This is a genomic window from Acinetobacter sp. ANC 4169 (assembly GCF_002135355.1).
Lineage (GTDB): Bacteria > Pseudomonadota > Gammaproteobacteria > Pseudomonadales > Moraxellaceae > Acinetobacter.
This window is the reverse complement of record NZ_NEGE01000004.1, coordinates 86,486-108,436: the sequence shown is the minus strand read 5'-3', so window position 1 is coordinate 108,436 and position 21,951 is coordinate 86,486. Positions and strand designations below refer to the sequence as shown.

Sequence of the window (21,951 nt, the reverse complement as noted above, 5' to 3'; positions counted from 1 at the left end):
TATAAGTTTCTTAACTTGGGCTTGCCAGCTTAATTAGGGTGGCGCGTTTCATCATCAATATCATGGGCAAGGGTGGCTTTAGGCATCATTAAACCTTCAGTTTCATTGCTTTCATGCAGCCATTCACGCCAGATTGCCAGTAATACTGCCAAAATAACTGGGCCGACAAATAATCCCACCATGCCAAAGCTGGCCAGACCACCTAGTACCCCAAACATGATCAGCAAGAACGGAATTTGAGTAGCTCCGGAAATCACCAATGGACGGATCACGTTATCGGCGGTACTGACAATACACACGCCCCATGCCATAACCCCAATCGCCTCAACGGTTTGTCCCTGAGAAAATAACCACAGCGAAACGGAGGTATAGGCAACCGGAGGTCCAAAAGGAATCAGTGCCAACAGGAAGGTGATAATGGTCAGTACCATCGGATTAGGCACACCGGCCACAAAATAGCTGATGCCCGCCAGAAACGATTGGGCAATGGCAGTCAGTCCTACACCATAGACCACGGCACGTGTGGTTTCAGAAATGGTCTCTAAATAATGATGAATACGCGGACCAATGACCATTTCCAGGGCTTTGCTGACCTGACTTAAAATGGTGTGACCATCACGGTAGAAGAAAAATAACGACATCACGGCAAAGCAGAGCTTGATCATGTTTCTACTGACTTCGTTCAGTACTGCTTTACCATAATTTAAATGACCCTGAATCCATAAGGAAACTGACTGAATGGTGCTGTTCGGATCCTGATTAATTTCCCTTAAAGTTCGGGAAATTTCTTTGCCAATAAAAGGTAACTGCCGAATAAAGTCCGGCACGTTCAGGTGACCGGAAAAGACCTGTTTCTGTAATTCGTAATACAGGTTTCGTCCTTCATGCTGCAACATAAAAATAGCAAAGATAATCGGTAAACCCAGTACCAGAACCACAGAAAGAATCATCACTGTGGCGCTTAGGGTAGGACGCTGTCCGCACATGCGTAATACCGACTGATACAGCGGCCAGGTGACATAGGCAATAATTGCTGCCCAAACTACAGGGACAATAAAATATTTGAGTACATTAAAGCTCAAATACATCAGGATGAAAAAGAGTCCGAATAATAAAACTTTTTGTAATGTGGGCGCGTAATGTTGCACTGATTTCACTGACTACTTCCTAAGTTCGGAGTTCATCTTAACCGAAAAAAAAGCTCCCGAGAACGAGAGCTGGGTAAGTTGTGATGAATATTTATTGCGCGCTTAAATTCAGACTTCCTCGTTGCATCCTCTTGATGGCATTAAAACCAGGCACTAGGATCATCGATAATGGCATTTAACAGCGGTTGCCACTGATCTTGCATGGCCAGATAATTTTTTTGCGTTTTATCAAAAATACTCAGTCCATGCATGGCTAGTTGAGCATAGGCGGTGCGCTCGGAAATCCAGGCCACGGGTTGCTGTTCAATTTTTTGGAAAAAATCCTGTATATCTTTGGAGCTGGCACTATTTGCTTTTACCCGGTTGGCCAACAGTAAAATCTGTACCTTACCTTTGCGGATACGCTTAATATCCTGTAAATGCTTAAGAAAACGGCGGGTACTTTCGGTATCAAAAAAAGAGGGCTGCAATGGGGTAATAATGGCGTGTGCTTCACTTACCAATTGTTCGGCATGTTCACCAGTGAGGGCACCCGGGGCATCAATAATCAGATATTCGATATTTTTAGGCACATCCCCAATCGATTTTTCCTGACGCCAGTCCAGACTTTGAATTGGAGCAGCATTTTCCGGACGTTGTTTCAGCCACTGCAAGGCAGATTTTTGATTATCGGCATCGGCAAGTGCGACTTTATATCCCTTTTGTGCCAAAGCGGCAGCCAGATTAATTGCAGTAACGGTTTTCCCGCATCCACCTTTTTGATTGGCAATTAAGATAGTTTTCATGACCCTGACGATTTTATTCTGCTCAGTCCTAGCATATCATTGTTTGATGCAGTGAATATGACTCGGGACAAAAGTCTTAAGGCATATACGGCGGTAATTTTTGCAATTAGGGAAAAATAATGTCCATTTGGATGGCAATGCTGATTGGGGCGTGTATAGGCGTGGTGTTAACCACCATCATTTTAAGCAATACCCGTAATGGACGTATTAAGGCAGAGTATGAACAATACATTGCAGAACTGGAACTGGAGCATCAACAGGCTTTGACCCATGCACAAAAACGCAGTGTCAATACCAGCCGTGCGGTGCTAAAAGGCAAGATGGCCGAGCAGCTGGCGCCGATTATGCCCCAGTTTCAATATTTACCCAGTGATGCCAAATTTCTGGGGGATCCGGTCGATTATGTGGTTTTCGATGGCTATACCGACTTGCGCGATGGTGAAGGCAGCCCCGAAGATATTGAGGTGGTGCTGATTGACATTAAAAGTGGTGGTGCCCGTCTAACCAAGGGGCAACAGGCGATTGCCCAGGCCATACGGGAAGGGCGGGTACGTTTTGAAACGGTGCGCATTGATTTTGATGATGAATAGCTGTTTCTAAGCAATGCTTCAATTGATCTTCAATTAATTTTATTGTTTTTGCGCCCGGGCAAACAGCATGCGCTGTGCAATGCTAGGAACGCTGGCTGCATCCAGGTAATGTTTTTCTTTAAAGCTGAAATGCGCATCCAGCAAAGCCTGTTCAATATTGCGATTCAGATGACAGCCATCGGCAAGGCGTTTTTGAATAGGGGTCAGCAGGTTTTGCAGATGTTGCAGCGTAGGGCGGTCAGACAGCACATGTTCGACCAGATGCAAAGTTCCTGCAGGCTTGAGTACACGATGCAATTCAGCCAGGGCCTGATCTAGATGTTTAATACTGCAGAGTGTCCAGCTGCTGACTATATGCTCGATGCTATTGTCGGCAAAAGGCAGTTTTTCTGCACTGGCCTGAACGTGCTGCACATGAATGGCACTTTCATGCACGCGCTTGATTGCCAACTGATAAATATCGGCATTCGGTTCCAGAGCGTAGAGCGTATCAATATTTTGATAAAAAGGCAGATTAACCCCGGTACCAAAGCCAATTTCGAGTACTTCGCCGGCAATAGGTAACAGCAGTTCGCGGCGCTGATCCATCAGGCTGGGTGTTTGCATGACTTGATTGAGTAAATGCGGAAAAATATGTTGTTGGTAAAATTTATAAATCATTGATCACTTAATTTTTCTTGCTTTATATCGTTTTATTTTAACCAAAAGTCGGGTTGAGGAATAAGACAAAAAAGTGACTGAATATATCTATATTGTTACCAAGTCCATATGGTTATTTAAGTTTACTGATTTAAGATTAAGTTAGAAATCAAGAAATTTGTTAGGGGCATACAGATGATCAGAGCAATATTATTTAGTACTTTACTTGCAGCCAGTATGTTGCAGGTGAGTGCGAGTGCCTCTGTCGATCATAATATTTCCAAAGGTCTGGCTCCGGTATCTAAAGATCAGTCGATTAAAAAATTGCAGTCCTTTAAAGGGGATTTTCGTATTTTGGGTTCGAAAATTTATACCAGCGATGAACAAGCCAAGTTTTCGCCCATTGATTATGCTGTGAGCTGGGGGTTGTTTGCCGAGCCTGAGATTGCACGACATATATCGGTCAATCAGTATGACCGTTACCTGAACTGGAAGATTGACCGTTTACCGGTGCCGAAAGAGCAAGCCATGCAGATGGTGTCGAATATGCACATCATTCCGGCAAACCCGAAAATTGCCAAGCAGATTAAAAATGTAAAACGTGGAGATTTGGTGCGGCTAAAAGGCGAGCTGGTAGAAATTAAAGACAAGAATCTGGTTTGGACTTCATCTTTAGTTCCGACAGATACAGGGGATGGTGCGTGTGAATTATTCCGTGTTAGTTCCATTGAATGGATTGAACGGGTCAAAGGTTAATCTGGCATCTAGCCAGTAATAAGTTTAATAAAATGGGAAAAGAGTAGGCTAATGAAAGCTTTAGCGCTATGTTTTGCGGCAGCACTGGGGGTTAGCGTGGTGGGGTGTAGTAGCATGAGTCCAACGATTGATGGCAAAACCCATGTTTATTCCTTGGAGCAGCAATGTCCGACTTTGCTGGAAATGAATGTCGGACAAACTCTGGAACTCACCTTGCCGGAGAATCCGACTACAGGCTATATCTGGCAAGTGGCCCAGCCGCAAAATATTTTAAAAGTTGAGGAAATTTATCAGCAAGATCAAGGGAAAAGCCAGCCGCCGATGGTGGGTATGGGTGGACAAAAACAGTTTATATTTACTGCACTGCAACCCGGTGAAGAATGGATTCACGTGAAACATGGCCGATCATGGGAACAGAATCCGGTTGATGAGTGGCGTTGTCGGGTTCGGGTGTCTTGATTTAATGATTTAGTATTTGTGTGAAGCTTACTGTTGGCACAGCCTTGTTTTTCTTTAAAAGTCAAAAGTACTTTGCGTAGGCTTTAATCCTACTTTTGACAGGCCAAAAGTAGGCAAAAGCCTTAGTTGTCCACACACAACATCCTGAGCCAATTTTAAGCACTGCTTTAAAATGCAGCGCAAGGATGGGCAACATGTGGCATCCCTGCCACATTCGCGTATCTGAAGCTTGTTTTAATAAGATTTCGGGTGATCAATAGAGTAAAAAAAAGTCCGCTTTATTAAAGCGGGCTTTTTATATTCTAAGACCTATATAAATAACTTATTTCGCTGTTAATGCCTGACCATCAAACTGAATGCCATCCCAGCCATTTTGCATAAACTGGCGAATGTTCTGGTGGTCTGTGGCTTCAGGGGTCGCTAATACCGCTGCATAATGTTCAGCAAATAAACTGAGCGTTTGTGCCTGATCTAGACCATTGAGTTGGGCAAAAGAAAATACTTTGGCACTGCCTTGGTTTTCGGTTGCAGCATTGGCCTGTTTGCCGTTTTGAAATGCTGTCGGGGTATGCTGATAACGGGCATCAATGTACGCAATCACGTCTGCAAATTTGATTTCACCTGCTTGAAGCTGTGCCAATAAATCCTGAGCCATAATTTCCTCAATTCATAGAAAAAAGTTTAAAAACCACGTGACTATAACAATTTTTACTGCGGCATTTCATTACTATTTCAGCTCATTTGTGCGCTATAGTGAATAAAGCATTTATACAATCTTGATCTTTGACTCGACAAAACTGGAACAAATATGAATTGGCTACTGGTAGCTTTAGGGGGAGCGGTTGGCGCAAGTTTTCGTTATGGGGCAGGGGTATTTCTATTTAAACCGAGCAGTGGATTTCCGTGGACAACATGGTGGATCAATATTTGTGGCTGTCTGCTTGCCGGTATTTTCTTTGCCTATAGCCAAAAATTTCCTGTTTTGCAAAATGAAGCACGCCTGTTTTTGATGGTCGGTATTTTAGGCGGCTTTACCACCTTTTCCAGTTTTGGTCTGGAGACCTTCCAGTTATTAAAGCATGGCCAAATCGCCTTGGCTTTGGGTTATGTCATTTCCAGTGTGATCACTGGGGTGATTGTTTTGGCTATGGGTTTTTATCTGTTTCAGTGGTTGCTACACAGCAGATAAAACCTGAAGATCAATTATAAAGATAAAAAGAAGCCCAAGCTGGAGGAGAGTGCTTGGGCTTTGCAAGTCTTAAGATTAGCGTTGAAATCTTAAAATAATATGAAGTTAATGTGAGCGTTTGAAACGCGCGAAACGTTTATTGAAACTTGCCACACGACCTTCATTGCTGGTTTGACGCTGCTCACCGGTATAAAACGGATGAGAGGCACTGGAAATATCCAGAGTGACATAAGGATAAGTCTGGCCTTCATATTCACGGGTCTGGGTTGGTTTTAATGTGCTGCCAATTACAAAATAGACATCTGCATTGGTGTCGTGGAACAGCACGGGTTGATAGTCTGGGTGGATATCTGGACGCATACATTTCTCCATCGCATATTTTAAATTTAAAGAAATGTTATAACATAACAATTAAATATTCAAATAAAACCCGGTGACAATTTGTTAACCGGGTTTATGGTTGGTCATTAGACGCGAGGCGGCACCAGCTCCTCAAACAAATCATTCAGGTTATCATTCACTTTTAAATGAATTAAGTTCCAGTAATGTCCGGAAACTGTGCGGTTGACCATCAAGGTATCCGGTGAAGGCTTAAACACATCCCAATATTTTAATGACGGTTTGAGCAGCTCGACACCATCATGATGGGCAGAGTTTTTGGCAAAATCGTAATGCGTAGTGAGCGGACGCATTAGCACTTCCAGCCACTGGCGATAGAGGTCTTCAGGGAACTTGCCTTGCGTGGTGAGGGAATGCAGGTCATCCAGCTTTTGTTCCATTTCGGCAATATTACCTTCACGGGCTGCATTGATCAGGGTCTTGAAATTCGAGACAATTTCGGTAGAAAGGGTTTTGACACCGCCGTAGTCGTAAATAATCACCGTACCATCTTCACGGAAGGCAAAGTTACCTGGATGCGGGTCACAGTGGAAACGTTTCAGATAGAAAATTTCCTGACCAATAGCACGGAACAAACGGCGTCCCAGTTCATTACGGGTGTCTTGAGACCAGGTACTGGCGGTTTCCATGCTTTCGCCCTGTTCCATGCTTAAGGTTAAAATATGGCGTGAGGAATAGTCTGAATAGACTTGGGGAATAATAATCTTGCTGTCTAAAGTTTCATGGAAGGTACGTGCAACTTGCAGATTTTGTGCTTCGACCTGGTAATTTAGCTCGTTATCCAGACTTTCCTGAATTTCATTAAACAGTCGATCCTGCAATTTACGGTCAATTTTAAGCACACCCATTAAACGCAGGGCCAAGCGTACCTGTTTCAGGTCGCTTTCGCAGGCCTCGTCCACACCCGGATATTGCACTTTGACCACGACTTGCTGACCATTCGGTAAAATGGCTTTATGCACTTGGCCAATCGAGGCCGCAGCAAAAGGCTGTTCATCAAAACTTTTAAAGATTTGCAGAATGGGTTTACCCAGTTCTTTTTCGACCTGAGCCTTAATTTCGGCATAAGGCATGGCAGGTGCTTGGCGTTGTAACTTGCTGATGGCACGTGCCACTTCGGGTGGAAAGATATCTTTATATTGCGAGGCAATTTGCCCCACTTTCATGACCGCACCTTTCATTTCACCAAGCGTATCGGCAATCTGCAAACCGATATCTTGAAAAAGTTTACTGCGCGAAGCATTTTTTTGTTCTTCATCGGCATTAAAATTTTTAATGGAATTTGAGACTGTTTTGGTTGCAATACTTGCCGTCATACTGGCAAGTTTCATAAAGCGACGACCGGGTGTGCTAGCCGTTTTTGCCATGCGAGATTCCTCGAAAATCATCATCAATGATATGTCTCTGATCATAGGCGACAAATGGCGAACTGCCTAATTTAAATTGTTAAGGTTTTGTTTGTACTTAATTTTTATTTGAATTTTTAGCTATTTTGAGAGAGTTGCGGTAGATTTTCTTATCCCGCAGTACACTTGAAGCAAATTAGAATAATGCCTGGGTTTAATACATATGATATGTGATGAAAATTTATCGTTATTTAACAGGCAAAGATGATGCGCATTTTTGTGTTCGAGTGACCAAGGCTTAAAAGATGCAATGGCTGCACAGCAATAAGAATTTAACCAAAAAGTGAAGACCTTAAAAAAGCGAAGTCAAAACTTCGCTTTTTTATGAGTAAATTGTTGGTGTGTGAATTAAACCCGCTGCACTAAACGTTTATTGTTCATATATAAACGAGTCAATAACAAGACACAGGCCACAGTTAAACCGACAATCAAGCCCACCCAGACCCCAGCAGCCTGCATCTCGGTAAAGCGTGCCAGATAAATGCCGACCGGGAAGGCAATCACCCAATAGGCAATCATGGTAATCCACATTGGGCCTTTGGTGTCCTGCATGCCACGCAGGCAACCGGCTGCACTGACCTGCCAGGCATCCATTAGCTGATAGGCTATGGCAAATAATAGCAAATACATGGCCACTTGACTCACGTCATAATCCGAAGTGTAAATGGCCACAATTTCCGGTCGGAACACCCAGATCAGCGCCATGGTGGCGATGGCAAACACAGTGCCGGTGGCCAAACCCAGATATTGCACCTTATACATCGTCTGCCAGTTTTTTTCCCCATAATAAGTACCTACACGAATGGTCAGTGCAATCGCCAAGGACATCGGAATCATAAATAACTGCGAGGTCACGGATATGGCAATCTGATGGGCTGCCACCAAGGTTGCGCCCAAAGGACTAAGTACAATCGCAGCCGTGCTGAACAGGCTCACTTCAAAAAAGATGGCCAAACCAATCGGAAAACCGAGTTTTAAAATGCGCTTGATCCAGTAAGGATTGATTTTTTCAAATGCGGCAAAGGGCTGGGTTTTAGCATAGGCTTTACCTTTAAAAACATAGATGGCCAAAGCGATAAACATCAGCCATTGCAAAATAGAGGTGGCAAAGCCACAACCTGCTGAACCTAATTCAGGAATCGGCCCCAAGCCATACATAAAAATAAAGTTAAGCGGAACAAGAATGATTAATGCGATCAGGCTAATAGCTGTCACAGGGCGTGGATGACCCAACGCTTCCGAATAGCCACGTAGCGCTGCAAACATGGTTACGGCGGGCATACCCAGGCCAATAGCATGCAGGAATAAACTGGCTTTGGGCAGCAAGACTTCAGGTACACCCAATACAGGTAGCAAGAACGGCATGATTTGTAAAATCAGCGCAGCGATGATGCCCAGAAGCAATGCAATCCACAGCGATTGCCGTGCAATAGTGGCAATTTTTTCGGGCGTACGTGCACCGTTGGCTTCAGCAACCAAAGGTGTGGTGGCAATCATGATGCCACTGAACAGCAGCATGACAGGAATCCACAAGCCTACCCCGACAGCAATCGCGGCAAGATCAACCGGAGAAAGATGTCCCGCCATAATGGTATCAATCAGTCCCAGACCGGCTTGGGAAAATTGAGTGACCAAAATCGGAATCATCAAATGAAAGAGTTGTTTTAATTCATAACGGGTCGTAGTAACCGACGAGGCATTAGACACAAAAAATACTCATCATGTGCTTAGAATAATGAGGTGTTAGCGTTGTAAAGTGAGAAGCACACCAATAAAAATCACCACGCCACCTAACAGGCGTTGCCAATTGATGGGTGCTTTTTCTGTTCCGAGTAAACCAAAATGATCCAAAACCATTGAAGTGACCAGTTGACCAAAAATAATTAAACCGGACAAGGTTAAAAAACCGAGTTTGGGAGCGGCATAAATACTGAGACTAATGGCATAAACACCCAGAAATCCGCCCAACCATAAATACCATGGCAGTTGCACAAAAGTTGCGAATTCCGGTTTTTCTACCGGCTGAAAAAACACCAATATGGCAAGCAGTATTGTACCAATCAGAAAAGATAAAAGGGCAGCTTGTAAGGGGGAATTTAAATATTCTCTTAACTGGCTGTTGATTGCAGTCTGAAAGGTCATGGCGATACCAATCCCCAAGGTTAGGGGCATGAGCAACAATAACTGAGCAGATATTTTCATCATTCTAACAATTTAATTCTTTTGTAGTTTTTCTAGTGTACTGATATTCATTGTGAGATTTTATCAGTGTCCTGATGCAGTCATGTTAAAATATGCATCTTCCTTTACCCATTTCGAGCTTGTTCCTTGGCTGAATTAAATCCTGCATTGGTTCCTTTATCTTTATACATTCATATGCCATGGTGCGTGCGCAAGTGTCCATATTGTGACTTTAACTCGCATGCGGTACCGGATGGCAAGCTGTCTTTAGATTTGGAACAGGAATATTTACAGGCTTTGGTCGAAGACTTTAAAACCCAGCTTGACTTTGCCCAAGGGCGTCAGATTCATAGCGTATTTATTGGTGGAGGCACGCCGTCACTGATTTCTGCCAAAGGTTATGCGTGGTTATTTAGCCAGTTAAAAGCCCTGATTGCTTTTGAAGATGGCTGTGAAATTACCTTGGAAGCCAATCCGGGAACAGTGGAGCATGATCCCTTTGCGGGATATTTAGCGGCCGGGATCAACCGCCTTTCGATTGGTGTACAGAGTTTTAATACCGAACACCTGAAAAAATTGGGGCGTATCCATAGTAATGATGATGCGATCAATGCCATTCATTTGGCCCGTGAAGCAGGCTTTGAACGCGTCAATGTCGATTTGATGCATGGACTGCCTGAACAGACGCTGGAACAAGCCTTAAATGATTTAAAACTGGCAGTTGAAAATGGCGCAACCCATGTGTCGTGGTATCAACTGACCATTGAGCCGAATACGGTATTTTTCCGTACCCAACCGGTTTTACCTGTGGACGATGTGCTGGAAGATATTCAGGAACAGGGCGAGGCTTACTTAAAAGCCAACGGTTTTGTGAACTATGAGGTATCGGCCTGGCGTAAGGAAAAGCCGTCGGCACATAATTTAAATTACTGGCAGTTTGGCGATTATCTGGCAATTGGTGCAGGGGCGCATGGCAAAGTGACCCAACCTGATGGCGGGTACCGTTTCCAGAAAACCCGTTTGCCAAAGGATTATTTGGCCAAAGTACCGGCTGAGCATTTGCAGTTTAAACGTATTGAAGATGAAGACATGCCGTTTGAATTTATGATGAATGCCTTGCGGTTAAATGAGGGTGTAGATGCCAAGCTGTATGCCGAGCGTACAGGTTTGAGTTTAGAAGGTTTGAATGAGCTATTAACGTCGCTACGTTCACGTAAATTGATGGTTGAAGATCACAGCCGTTTGTCTTGTACCGAGCAAGGACATGTGTTTTTAAATTCGGTGCTGGAAGAGTTTCTTTAATATTCAAACTTAATGTGGATTAAGTTATTTTTACAAATAGTGTGAGACATAAAAAGTATTCACCAGCTCGGCTTATTGGTGCCCGGCTGGTTAGAAATGCGTGATTAAATACTGTAGTAATTTCTAGGCTATTTCATCTTTTAAATATTTAAGCTTCATAGAATTCATCTTCTAGGTATTAATTTTCATTCTATAAATACGGCCTAAGAATTGGCCGCTATTGCCTATGCTATATAAAACATAGAGTTGCTGGTTTTGACTATCGATCGTCAAGCCTTCTGGCTCCCAATATTGAATGGCATGACTGGATGAAGTTTCAAAATGCCCCAGTGTCACAGAATCCATTTTTTGAAGCAGTTTGCCTGCGAAGTCATAAACATAGATTCGTTTCGGACCTTTATTTTTATTTCCACTTAACAGGTAGATATAAGTTCCATCTGTGCTCAGGCCCTGAAATGCACAGCGATCCTGAGTGAAACTGACATCAATAGGCCATTCATCTTCATATAGAAAACGAAGATCAGTTAAGTTTTTTTGGGTGATTAAATCTAATTTAAAAATGCGGATCAAATTAGATTTATGGTTATTGCCTCGTACCAGCAGATATTTTCCATCTGGTGTAATTGAGGGCATGGTATTGGTAATTTTATTGTATCTTTTATCAAATACCTGAATAACCTGAGTATTCATAGGTTCTGCATTGGGCATATATTGAAATTTTAAAATATACCAGCCTTTATTGGGAATGCCGGAGCCTGCAGAGGCAAACATAAAGTCACTGTGTGGATCGACGCAAATGCCTTGATGACCCACAAGCGGAGAGGGTTTTTGCGCATCCTGTGCCGACCATAAATTGGAACTGTTCAGCTTAAATCGATTAATCACGCCCTGTTCTGGATGGCCCTCGACATGAGTGGTGTATAAAAAATTATTTTGGTGATCGAGCGCCAAGCCTTGAACAATATGATAATTACCCAGTCCTGTTCTGATCAGGGTAATCGGTTGGGCAGCATCTCCTAAGTTGGTGGGGTCAGGAGAATCAAACTCCTGCTCGAGATGACGGGCATCCAAAGGGACGGTTGCACTATATGACTGATAAAAGCGACTTAGAAACGAAAATAATTTTTTCATCTAAAAGGTCACCGGATTGATTTTTTATTATTTTATGCTGTTCAAAACCGCGATGACATTGAGATTATTGTAGTGAAAAAAAGAGCGCCGTAGCGCTCTTTTTATTTATTTTAGAACCAGAACTTCACTTTGGAACTTAGTAATCAAAGCTAAAGTGTTCAGGTGCCAGTGAAGTCATGGTCTTGGATGGATTGACCATTGCTTCAGCATGCCCTTGAGTACGTGGCAGGATACGTTCGAAGTAGAAATCAGCAGTTTTGATTTTCGCTTTGTAGAACTCTGGCACTTCCTGACCTTCACCAGAAGCAAGTTTTGCAGAAGCAACCGCAGCTTGCTGCGCCCAGAAATAAGCCATCATCACATAACCAGAGAACATCAAGAAATCAACCGAAGCTGAAGACACGATGTCACGGTCCTTACGTGCAGCAAGCATAATCCGAACGGTGAGAGCGTTCCATTGCGCACAAAGCTTGGTTAAATCCCAGGCAAAACGGCGCATGTATTTGTTACGTGCATGCTGGCCACAGAATTTCAAGATTTCAGCAGTGTACTCACGAATCACTTTACCTTTAGAGGTTAACAGAACTTTACGACCAATCAGGTCAAGTGCCTGAACACCGGTAGTACCTTCGTAAAGAGTAGAGATACGTGAGTCACGTACAATCTGTTCCATACCCCATTCTTTAATGTAGCCATGACCGCCATAAACCTGCATACCGTGGTTGGCAGCTTCATAACCCAATTCCGTCAAGAAACCTTTCAGAATAGGGGTGTAGAAACCTAAGTGGTCATCATGCGCTTCATATGCTGCGGTATCACCATGCATTAAAGCATCTGCCATTTTGTCGGCAAGTTGTGCAGCATAATAAATCATGGCACGACCGCCTTCAGCAATCGCTTTTTGAGTGAGCAACATACGGCGAACGTCAGCATGGTGGATGATCGCATCAGCTACTTTTTCAGGGTCTTTTTTACCTGAAAGGGCACGCATAGACATACGTTCTTTGGCATAAGGCAGTGCACCCTGGAATGCCAGTTCAGCATGCGCAATACCTTGAATCGCAGTACCGATACGTGCAGTGTTCATGAAAGTGAACATGGCATGCAAGCCTTTGTGGGGCTCGCCAATCAGGTAACCTGTTGCATTGTCAAAGTTTAATACTGCAGTCGCTGAAGCACGGATCCCCATTTTGTGTTCGATTGAACCACAGCTTACAGGGTTGCGCTCACCCACTATACCATCAGCATTTACTATGAATTTTGGCACGATGAATAGCGAAATACCTTTGGTACCTGCAGGAGCATCTGGAAGGCGTGCGAGAACGATGTGAATGATATTTTCTGTTAAATCGTGTTCGCCGGCAGAGATGAAGATTTTAGTCCCTGAAATGGCATAGGTACCATCTGCCTTTGGTTCAGCCTTGGTTTTAACCTGGCCTAAGTCCGTACCACATTGTGGTTCGGTGAGGCACATCGTACCTGACCATTCACCAGTGACCAGGTTAGGCATATAGATATTTTTTTGTTCTTCAGTACCGAACTGAAGAATCGTGTTCATACAGCCGACACTTAGACCCGGGTACATCTGGAATGACCAGTTTGCAGTACCCATCATTTCTGATTTGATCAGGTTTAATGATTGAGGCAGGTTTTGACCGCCAAATTCTTCAGGGAAAGAAAGACCTTGCCAACCACCTTGAACGAATTGGTCATAGGCTTCTTTAAAGCCTTTTGGTGTTTTTACTTCACCATTTTCAAAGTGACAGCCTTCTTCATCACCCGATTGGTTTAAAGGAGACAGGACGTTTTCACAGAAATCTGCTGCACCTTCAAGAATCATGTCTACAGTGTCAGCATCTGCCGCTTCACCATTTGAAAGTGTTTTGTAGTGTGCTGGGTAATCAAGCACTTCGTTCATTAAAAAACGAATATCATGCAAAGGGGCTTTATAAGCTGGCATAGTGTTAATCCTAATTTAGAAATAGTATTGGATTATTCGAATCGATAATTTGATTATTCACATTGTTGATAAAAATACATTGATGATGCAGCCTGAGAGAAATGTCAGAAAGGCGAATTGAAGCGCTGGTGATCCTGCTTGATGTTTAAATAAATTATAGTATCTGGTGCGATTTTTTGCGCATGTTATTTTTGAATTTTTATATAAAAATATAATTAAATGATCATGTTATTAGTAGTTTATAAATAAAGATAACGAATTTTTATTCTTATAATAAGGAATATTTATAAAAGAATATGAATGTCATAAAATCCAATTGAAAACCAGGTATGCTGATAAAAACTGAAAAGAAGCAGAGGCTTACTTCTTTTCAATTATTTTATTAATACCATTTATTAAAGAAAATCTTTCAGCTCAGGCTTGACCCCGTTCCAAATCGAGAAAGATTCGATCGCTTGTCCAACCAGCATGCCATAACCTTCTGAAGTGGGAACACCGCGTGCTTTGGCTTGATCTAAAAAGCTGGAAGCTTTGCCATAAGCCATTTCATAGGCATGCTTAAATTGAAGGCTTTCAGGTAAAACCAGAGCGTCACCGGTCAAACTTGCTGAAGTGGCATTAATGACAATGTCAAAATCACCGGCCAGATCTTGCAATGAAATGGCTGCCAGACTTGCTTGAGGAACTGCTTGTTGTAAATCGGCTACCAACTGTTCTGCGCGTGCTAAAGTCCGGTTGGCAATCACGATTTTTTTCGCACCTGCCTGTACCAGAGGATAGATTACCCCGCGGGTTGCACCGCCCGCACCAATAATCAGCAATTCGGTATCTTCAAGTTTCCAGTCTAAGGCCTTGATGGCATCGACCAAACCTTGACCATCGGTATTGTCGCCATACAGCTTGCCATCTTGCATCCACAAGGTATTCACGGCTTTGGCAATTTTGGCACGCTCTGTTAATACCGCACATGCTGCAAAAGCTTGCTCTTTGAAGGGCACAGTTACGTTCATGCCTAGACCGCCCTGAGCAAAAAAATCCTGGATATTGGCTTCAAAGCCATCCAGGGGAGCCAGGCGTTTGCTATAGACAAGATCGATACCGGTTTTTTCTGCAAAGGCATGATGCAGTTCTGGAGAGCGTGATTGTTCGATTGGATTGCCAACCACTGCGAATTTTTTGCTCATTTCACAAGGTCCGTATGCGGAAATGGCATTCAATATACGTGATTTTTCCCTCAGGCTAAAGCCAGCACCACCAGGAAAGTTAAAAACAGCAGGAGGAGCTAAAATCTTTTGGGTTTAATTGCTCAAGTGAATCAGGACAGACTTTAAATTTAAATACTGTTAAGGATTACAAATTTCGTGCACCCGATCTTCAAGCCACATGGCAGCAGTAAAAAACAAGGCAAAACTTGCAAACACGGTAAAGCTAATGGATAAGCTATCGGCAAGGGTGTTGTGTGAAAGCAAGGTAATGCTGATCGAGCAGACCATCAGGGTTACAATCGACCAAAATAGAATGACCTTGTGATTTAGAATCATATTAAGCATAGTTTTATCTTCCTTCAGCATGAATTATTGTATTTGTGCATGCTGTGCATATTTGCGATGATGGTGAATTGAATGATTCAGTCTAAACGATTTTTATGAAACACTAGAGTCTAGTGCTGTAAGGAAATATGTCAGTTTTTCTTGTATTAATGGCATGGTTAAGTATTTAAATTAAATTAAAATGTTGATTTTAATTGTTTAAATAGTTGAGGTGTTGATTAGATTTTAAAATTTATTTCAATAGAAAAATCCCTCTTTCTGCTCAGAAAAAGGGATAGAAACTTTTAATTTATTTTTTAAGTTCGCTCAACCAGTCGTGCGGTTTTAAATAATAGTCGGTTAAACGTTTTTCAGGCGAATTTTCTTCCCACTCGGGACGATACGACCAGGCAGCAAGCGGTGGCATACTGACTAAAATGGATTCAATCCGGCCACCTGTTTGTAGACCAAATAAAGTGCCTCGGTCGTAGACCAGGTTATATTCTACATAACGACCACGACGGTAAAGCTGAAAGTCGCGTTGTGCTTCGGTATAAGGTTTATCCTGATTACGTTTAAAGATAGGAAGGATCGCTTCCAGATAACCATTGCCGACGGCCTGCATATACTTAAAGCAGGTTTCAAAATCCCATTGGTTCAAGTCATCAAAGAACAACCCACCTACACCGCGTTGTTCGTCACGATGCTTTAAATAGAAATAGTCATCACACCATTTTTTGTGTTCCGCATAGACCGTATCGCCAAATGGCGCGCACAGATCATGGGCTTTTTGGTGCCAAGCCAGAACATCGGCATCATCCGGGTAAAAGGGGGTTAAGTCGAAACCGCCACCAAACCACCATACCGGATCCTGACCTTCTTTTTCAGCCACAAATAAACGTACGTTGGCATGCGAAGTGGGTACATTAGGGTTGTTCGGGTGAATGACTAAAGACACTCCCATGGCCTGGGCTTTGGCTCCGGCAATTTGTGGATGACGCTCTGTGGCAGAAGCCGGAAGTTTGGAAATGTTGATGTGAGAGAACATTACACCGCCTTTTTCAATCACGCTGCCGTTTTGCAAGACCCGTGAACGACCGCCACCGCCTTCAGGGCGCTGCCAATCATCAATTTCAAATTTAGCCGTGCCACCGCCGGCTAGTTCTTGTTGCTCTAGGGCAGCACAAATACGCGCTTGTAAATCGACTAAAAAATCATGCACACGTTGAATATCATTAGAAGTCGGATGTTGCATCAGAACGCTCATGGGGATTATTAAAGAACTCATCACATCAAAACATAAATTGCATAAAAGATTAAGGATTTTTGCAGCTCAATACCATTTGAACTGGTTTAGATTGAAAGCACAGCCCCTGACTTCTGTATGAAGTTTAAATTTATCTGCGTAGGCATTGGTTGCTTTGACGGATGAGGAGCATTGCTCCGTAAGGTAATTAGACTCCTTTGTTAGACAAAAGGTACATTCTGGTCTAAAGGCGACATCCATGTCGCCTAATGCTATGGCACTATCAGGTCTTTAAAAGGTAGAAAGACATTTCTACTTATCATGGATTAACTTCTGATTTAAGTGCTGAATTCCGACTAGATCACTAGGTTGAATTCTATGATCAAGCCCAGCAAAATGAGTTGAATATGTGATGCAAAATATGGGTTCGGTTATAAGTATAACCGGCTGTTGCAGTAGAGAGTGGATAGCAAAGATGACGTGTTCTTTAATTCAGAAATATAATGTACCCGGACCTCGTTATACCAGTTATCCAACGGTGCCGTACTGGGAAGCCGAGCCATTTTCACCTGATCTGTGGAAGCAAACTTTAAAGCGTTCCTTTGATGAATCCAACCCAAGTGAAGGCATCAGTCTGTATATCCATCTGCCTTTCTGTGAAAGCCTGTGTACTTTCTGCGGCTGTCATAAAAAAGTGACCAAAAAGCATGAGATGGAACAGCCTTATATTCAGGCGGTGCTCAAGGAATGGGACTTGTATTGCCAGCTACTGGCAACAACGCCGAAAATTAAAGAAATTCATTTGGGTGGCGGTACACCGACCTTCTTTTCGGTTGAGCATTTGCAACAGCTAATTCGGGGCATTCTGGCAAAGGCAGAGGTAGCTACCGAGCATGAATTCAGTTTTGAAGGTCACCCGAACAATACCACCCGTGAACATTTGCAAGCCTTGTATGATCTGGGATTTCGTCGGGTCAGCTATGGGGTGCAGGACTACAATGAAAATGTACAAAAAGCCATCCACCGGATTCAACCGTTTGAACATGTACAGCGCGTGACTGAGTGGGCGCGCGAAATAGGTTATAGCTCCATTTCCCATGATCTGGTTTTTGGATTGCCATTTCAAAATCTGCACGATGTGCTGAATACCATTGATCAAACCAAGAGTTTAATGCCAGACCGTTTGGCATTTTATAGCTATGCGCATGTGCCGTGGATTAAGGGTAATGGACAACGCGGCTTTAAAGATGCCGATGTACCGAAAGATGAATTGAAACGCCAGTGCTATGAAGAAGGCAAAAAGCAGCTTTTAAAGCACGGCTATCATGAAATTGGCATGGATCATTTTGCTTTAGAAAAAGACGGCATGTACCAATCCTTTAAGCAGGGTACTTTACATCGCAACTTTATGGGCTATACCGCATCCAAAACCCAAGTGATGATTGGCCTGGGGATTTCTTCGATTAGCGACAGCTGGTACAGCTTTGCGCAAAATGAAAAAAAACTGGAAGATTATTACGCGCGTTTAGAGCTGGCTGAAATTCCAGTGGTTAAAGGTCATGTGCTGAGTACGGAAGACCTGATTATCCGCAAACATATCTTGAATTTGATGTGTACATTCAGCACGTCCTGGCAATCGGAAGCGATGCAATTTCCTGAATTGCCTGAGGTTTTGCTGCAACTTGCAGAAATGCAGCAGGATCAATTATTACAAATTGATAAACAGGGCATTACCGTGACTGAACAGGGCAAGCCTTTTGTTCGTAACATTTGTATGGCTTTTGATTTACGGCTCAAGCGTAAAGTGCCTGAAAACCGTATTTTTTCGATGACGATTTAATCTTATTTAATGCCTCCAAACCTCCCTTTGTTGCGCTTTGACTTAAAGCAATGCTTAAGTCTCGCTCAGTGAGGCTTTTCCCCACTGCTATCCCATAGTTGAATCCCAGGTGTTAGATTTGTGAGTGTGGCAAGGATGCCACACATTCCCCATCCTTGCGCTGCGTTTTAAAGCAGTGCTTAAAACTGGCTCAGGATGTCGTGTATGGGGAATAAAGACTTTTGCCTACTTTTGGTCTGTCAAAAGTAGGGTTTAGCCTACACAAAGTCACTTCAACTTTTAAAGAAAAGACAAGGCTGTGAAAAATTAAATACCAAATACTTAAATTTAAAATATCATCATATTGATTCGATACTGAAATAAAATTCAAATTATGGGACAGCAGTGACTTTTTCCCCTCTTTTTTAAAGATGAGTAACACAGTTACGCAAGAGGGGAGATTTATAAAATAAGTAGGATTTAAAAATCGCCTTTCTTATACATATGCGCCATGCGTTCATGCTTGGTTTTTAAATACTGGGCATTAAACGGATTTAAGCCGACAGTCAGCGGCACACGATCAACCACATCAATACCCAGCTCTTGTAGCGCCTCAATCTTGGAAGGATTATTGGTAATCAGTTTTACCTGTTTGACCTGTAAATGGTCGAGCATGATGGTACACATGTCATAGCTTCGTGCATCTGCTGGCAAGTTCAGCATTAAATTGGCATCGACCGTATCGTGTCCCTGATCCTGCAAGGCATAGGCACGAATTTTGTTGGTCAGCCCAATGCCGCGGCCTTCCTGACGCAAATACAGAATCACGCCTTGACCGACTTCATTGATTAATTTTTGTGTGGCTTGAAGCTGTGGACCGCAATCGCATTTGAGTGAAGCAAAGGCATCACCAGTTAAACATTCAGAATGAATCCGCACTAATACCGGTTCAGTCGGGGGAGTATCTAAGCCTTTAGAAAGAGCTACATGTTCTTCACCTGTGTTAGGGTCTTGAAATACCGTGATTTTAAATTCACCAAAAGCGGTTGGTAATCTTGAAGTCGCGACAAACTCTATAGGCACTGCTTAACTCGTTAAATAGTTCATTAATTGGCTAAAGTATAGCTGAATGCTTGGACATTAGTTGAATTGTAAAGATGAATTTATGCAGAAGATTTTCTTTTTTGTATAAAGAGAACGATAATGGTTGATAAATAGTAAGATTATTCAGGATAATCTCGCTCATGAACAAACACCCAGTATAGAGATTTGCCTCTAAACTGCATCGCTAGAAATGTGGCTGATTTAAAGGTGATACAATTCGACCATTGTGCTCGATAACCCGTTTACCTAGCTTAGGATTTGCCAGGCTTTAGAAGGCTTTGCCATTTATGTTGTATACAGAAATACCGACTCACCGCCCTGTAACGCCGTTGCTGGATGCAATTGATCATCCTCAACAATTACGATTGCTCGAGCGCAGCCAATTAGAACAAGTGGCGGATGAGTTACGTCAGTACATTTTGTATGCGGCAGGACAGAGCGGTGGCCATTTCGGTGCCAATCTGGGTGTAATCGAACTGACCGTTGCTTTGCACTATAGTTTTAATACCCCGCATGATCGCCTGATTTGGGATGTCGGTCATCAGGCCTATCCGCATAAAGCCTTAACCGGTCGCCGTGAACAACTGACCACCATTCGTGCCAAAGACGGTCTGGCGGCCTTTCCTGCACGTGAAGAATCGGTGTTCGATACCTTTGGTGTCGGTCATTCTTCTACTGCAATTTCTGCGGGCTTGGGCATGTCACTGGCACGCCGTTACCAGAAAGATCCGTGTGAAGTGGTGTCCATTATTGGTGATGGCGCAATGACCGCCGGCATGGCCTTCGAAGCCATGAATGATGCCGTTGCCCATCAAGCAGACCTTATGGTGGTGCTGAATGACAATGACATGTCCATTTCATGCAGTACCGGCGGTTTTGCCAAACATCTGGCTGCCATTTGGGAACGCGGTGAATCAGTGAATATTACTGATGAGGGCGAAGCCTATATCCAGCCGCATCCGGAATGGACTTACAATTCACGTTTGCACTGTGCTGCTACTGAAGCTGCGGACAACCTGTTTAAAGCCATTGGTTTTGACTATTTTGGTCCGTTCGACGGGCATGATGTCAATCAGCTGGTGCAGGTCTTTGATGCCTTAAAAAAACGTAAAGGCCCACGTTTAATTCATGTCTATACCAAAAAAGGCAAGGGCTTTGCTCCGGCTGAAGCCGACCAGATTAAGTACCATGCCATCAGTAAATTAAATGCTACATCTTCAAGTAATGCAGCACCAAAATATTCCGATGTGTTTGGACAGTGGCTATGCGATGAAGCGGCTCAAGATCAGCGTCTGCTGGCCATTACACCGGCCATGTGTGAAGGTTCAGGCATGGTGCAGTTTGCCAAACAGTTTCCTGAACGCTTTTTTGATGTGGCGATTGCCGAGCAGCATGCGGTAACCTTGGCTGCCGGTATGGCCTGTGAAGGTTTAAAACCGGTCGTGGCGATTTATTCGACCTTCCTGCAACGCGGTTATGACCAGCTGATTCATGATGTAGCCTTACAAAATCTGGATGTCACTTTCGGTATCGACCGTGCAGGGCTGGTCGGTGAAGATGGACCGACCCATGCCGGTGCCTATGACTATGCCTTTATGCGTACTGTACCGAATATGGTGATCATGGCGCCTAAAGATGAAAATGAATGTCGTCAAATGTTGCATACCGCTTATTTATATAAGGGACCTGCAGCAGTACGTTATCCGCGTGGTAATGGAGTCGGTGTTGAAATTCAGCAACAATTGACTGCTCTAGACATTGGTAAAGCAGAAATTGTGGCCAGTTTTAATGAACAGCAAGATGAACAGATCAGTATTCTGGCATTCGGTAGTCGTGTCAGTGCGGCAGTAGAAGCGGCACAAGTCTTGGCAGACAGTCATGATGTTGGTGTGCGTGTCGTAAACATGCGCTTTGTTAAACCTCTGGATGAACAGATCATTGATCAACTGGCTGCAACCACCAGCCTGTTTGTGACTGTGGAAGAACATGCCGTGATGGCCGGGGCAGGCAGTGCAGTGAATGAGTATTTAGCTCAGGCGCAAATTGTTAAACCTATATTGAATTTGGGTCTGGCAGATACCTTTATGCATCAGGCTTCACATGCACAGATGTTGCAACAGGCCGGACTAGATGCCAAAGGGATTGAAAAATCAGTTGAATTGGCCTGGCTAAAGCTTGTGCAGTCGGTATCCTGAAGCATTTAAAAATTTTAGAAACATTTTTTCCCTAAAAGCCCTCATATTTGCTAAAATCTGAGGGCTTTTATGCATTATTCTTTATCAGTATCTTCAAATTTGTAGTGGGTGTT

Annotated in this window: 22 protein-coding genes; 8 read left to right on the top strand and 14 right to left on the bottom strand. The window is 43.3% G+C overall.

The window, feature by feature from the left end; translation table 11 throughout:
- Nucleotides 1-29: 29 nt before the first annotated feature.
- Nucleotides 30-1,157 (bottom strand): AI-2E family transporter, encoded by a 1,128-nt coding sequence (locus B9T26_RS04520; RefSeq protein WP_086198576.1) that lies wholly within the window; start codon nt 1,155-1,157, stop codon nt 30-32.
- 131 nt (nt 1,158-1,288) lie between these two features.
- Nucleotides 1,289-1,933, bottom strand: coding sequence for a ParA family protein (locus tag B9T26_RS04515; protein ID WP_086198575.1), 645 nt, complete (start codon nt 1,931-1,933; stop codon nt 1,289-1,291).
- Nucleotides 1,934-2,052: 119 nt separating this feature from the next.
- Between B9T26_RS04515 and B9T26_RS04510 the strand changes: the two genes are divergently transcribed.
- Nucleotides 2,053-2,523, top strand: coding sequence for a Holliday junction resolvase-like protein (locus tag B9T26_RS04510; protein ID WP_086198574.1), 471 nt, complete (start codon nt 2,053-2,055; stop codon nt 2,521-2,523).
- 39 nt (nt 2,524-2,562) lie between these two features.
- On the opposite strand, the gene B9T26_RS04505 is transcribed toward B9T26_RS04510, so the two are convergent.
- Entirely contained in the window at nt 2,563-3,183 is a 621-nt protein-coding gene (locus tag B9T26_RS04505) for a class I SAM-dependent methyltransferase (protein WP_086198573.1), read from the bottom strand.
- A gap of 174 nt (nt 3,184-3,357) precedes the next feature.
- Between B9T26_RS04505 and B9T26_RS04500 the strand changes: the two genes are divergently transcribed.
- Together B9T26_RS04500 and B9T26_RS04495 are read left to right on the top strand one after the other, a co-directional pair.
- Entirely contained in the window at nt 3,358-3,918 is a 561-nt protein-coding gene (locus tag B9T26_RS04500) for a hypothetical protein (protein WP_086198572.1), read from the top strand.
- Between the two features lie 51 nt (nt 3,919-3,969).
- Complete coding sequence (locus tag B9T26_RS04495; RefSeq protein WP_086198571.1) at nt 3,970-4,377, top strand: protease inhibitor I42 family protein; 408 nt, start codon at nt 3,970-3,972, stop codon at nt 4,375-4,377.
- Nucleotides 4,378-4,699: 322 nt separating this feature from the next.
- On the opposite strand, the gene B9T26_RS04490 is transcribed toward B9T26_RS04495, so the two are convergent.
- Nucleotides 4,700-5,032 (bottom strand): HopJ type III effector protein, encoded by a 333-nt coding sequence (locus B9T26_RS04490; RefSeq protein WP_086198570.1) that lies wholly within the window; start codon nt 5,030-5,032, stop codon nt 4,700-4,702.
- 153 nt (nt 5,033-5,185) lie between these two features.
- Between B9T26_RS04490 and crcB the strand changes: the two genes are divergently transcribed.
- Nucleotides 5,186-5,566 (top strand): fluoride efflux transporter CrcB, encoded by a 381-nt coding sequence (crcB, locus tag B9T26_RS04485; RefSeq protein ID WP_086198569.1) that lies wholly within the window; start codon nt 5,186-5,188, stop codon nt 5,564-5,566.
- Between the two features lie 105 nt (nt 5,567-5,671).
- On the opposite strand, the gene B9T26_RS04480 is transcribed toward crcB, so the two are convergent.
- The gene (locus tag B9T26_RS04480) at nt 5,672-5,926 is read right to left on the bottom strand and encodes a type B 50S ribosomal protein L31 (RefSeq protein ID WP_086198568.1); all 255 of its coding nucleotides are present in this window, start codon (nt 5,924-5,926) and stop codon (nt 5,672-5,674) included.
- 107 nt (nt 5,927-6,033) lie between these two features.
- Entirely contained in the window at nt 6,034-7,332 is a 1,299-nt protein-coding gene (locus B9T26_RS04475) for an ABC1 kinase family protein (protein WP_086198567.1), read from the bottom strand.
- 212 nt (nt 7,333-7,544) lie between these two features.
- On the opposite strand from B9T26_RS04475, the gene B9T26_RS15970 reads away from it, so the two are divergent.
- Nucleotides 7,545-7,613, top strand: coding sequence for a DUF1737 domain-containing protein (locus B9T26_RS15970; protein WP_086198653.1), 69 nt, complete (start codon nt 7,545-7,547; stop codon nt 7,611-7,613).
- A gap of 106 nt (nt 7,614-7,719) precedes the next feature.
- Here the strand turns inward: B9T26_RS15970 and B9T26_RS04465 are convergent, their stop codons facing one another.
- Together B9T26_RS04465 and B9T26_RS04460 are read right to left on the bottom strand one after the other, a co-directional pair.
- Nucleotides 7,720-9,078, bottom strand: coding sequence for an MATE family efflux transporter (locus B9T26_RS04465; RefSeq protein ID WP_086198566.1), 1,359 nt, complete (start codon nt 9,076-9,078; stop codon nt 7,720-7,722).
- A 36-nt stretch (nt 9,079-9,114) separates the two neighbouring features.
- Nucleotides 9,115-9,576 (bottom strand): DMT family transporter, encoded by a 462-nt coding sequence (locus tag B9T26_RS04460; protein ID WP_086198565.1) that lies wholly within the window; start codon nt 9,574-9,576, stop codon nt 9,115-9,117.
- A 123-nt stretch (nt 9,577-9,699) separates the two neighbouring features.
- Here B9T26_RS04460 and hemW point away from each other — a divergent pair, with 123 nt between their 5' ends.
- On the top strand, nt 9,700-10,854 hold the full coding sequence (gene hemW / locus B9T26_RS04455) for a radical SAM family heme chaperone HemW (protein WP_086198564.1): 1,155 nt from the start codon (nt 9,700-9,702) through the stop codon (nt 10,852-10,854).
- A gap of 171 nt (nt 10,855-11,025) precedes the next feature.
- Here the strand turns inward: hemW and B9T26_RS04450 are convergent, their stop codons facing one another.
- From B9T26_RS04450 to hemF, 5 genes are all read right to left on the bottom strand, one after another.
- Entirely contained in the window at nt 11,026-11,985 is a 960-nt protein-coding gene (locus B9T26_RS04450) for a hypothetical protein (RefSeq protein ID WP_086198563.1), read from the bottom strand.
- Nucleotides 11,986-12,121: 136 nt separating this feature from the next.
- Entirely contained in the window at nt 12,122-13,945 is a 1,824-nt protein-coding gene (locus tag B9T26_RS04445; RefSeq protein ID WP_086198562.1) for an acyl-CoA dehydrogenase C-terminal domain-containing protein, read from the bottom strand.
- A 395-nt stretch (nt 13,946-14,340) separates the two neighbouring features.
- Nucleotides 14,341-15,129, bottom strand: a complete 789-nt coding sequence (aroE, locus tag B9T26_RS04440; RefSeq protein ID WP_086198561.1) for a shikimate dehydrogenase — start codon at nt 15,127-15,129, stop codon at nt 14,341-14,343.
- A 159-nt stretch (nt 15,130-15,288) separates the two neighbouring features.
- On the bottom strand, nt 15,289-15,495 hold the full coding sequence (locus tag B9T26_RS04435) for a hypothetical protein (protein ID WP_086198560.1): 207 nt from the start codon (nt 15,493-15,495) through the stop codon (nt 15,289-15,291).
- A 289-nt stretch (nt 15,496-15,784) separates the two neighbouring features.
- Nucleotides 15,785-16,729 (bottom strand): oxygen-dependent coproporphyrinogen oxidase, encoded by a 945-nt coding sequence (gene hemF / locus B9T26_RS04430; RefSeq protein WP_086198559.1) that lies wholly within the window; start codon nt 16,727-16,729, stop codon nt 15,785-15,787.
- Between the two features lie 466 nt (nt 16,730-17,195).
- On the opposite strand from hemF, the gene hemN reads away from it, so the two are divergent.
- On the top strand, nt 17,196-18,560 hold the full coding sequence (hemN, locus tag B9T26_RS04425; protein ID WP_086198558.1) for an oxygen-independent coproporphyrinogen III oxidase: 1,365 nt from the start codon (nt 17,196-17,198) through the stop codon (nt 18,558-18,560).
- Between the two features lie 459 nt (nt 18,561-19,019).
- Here hemN and ribA read toward each other — a convergent pair whose 3' ends face one another.
- Complete coding sequence (gene ribA, locus B9T26_RS04420) at nt 19,020-19,622, bottom strand: GTP cyclohydrolase II (protein WP_086198557.1); 603 nt, start codon at nt 19,620-19,622, stop codon at nt 19,020-19,022.
- A gap of 308 nt (nt 19,623-19,930) precedes the next feature.
- Here ribA and dxs point away from each other — a divergent pair, with 308 nt between their 5' ends.
- Complete coding sequence (dxs, locus tag B9T26_RS04415) at nt 19,931-21,838, top strand: 1-deoxy-D-xylulose-5-phosphate synthase (protein ID WP_086198556.1); 1,908 nt, start codon at nt 19,931-19,933, stop codon at nt 21,836-21,838.
- Nucleotides 21,839-21,951: the final 113 nt, after the last annotated feature.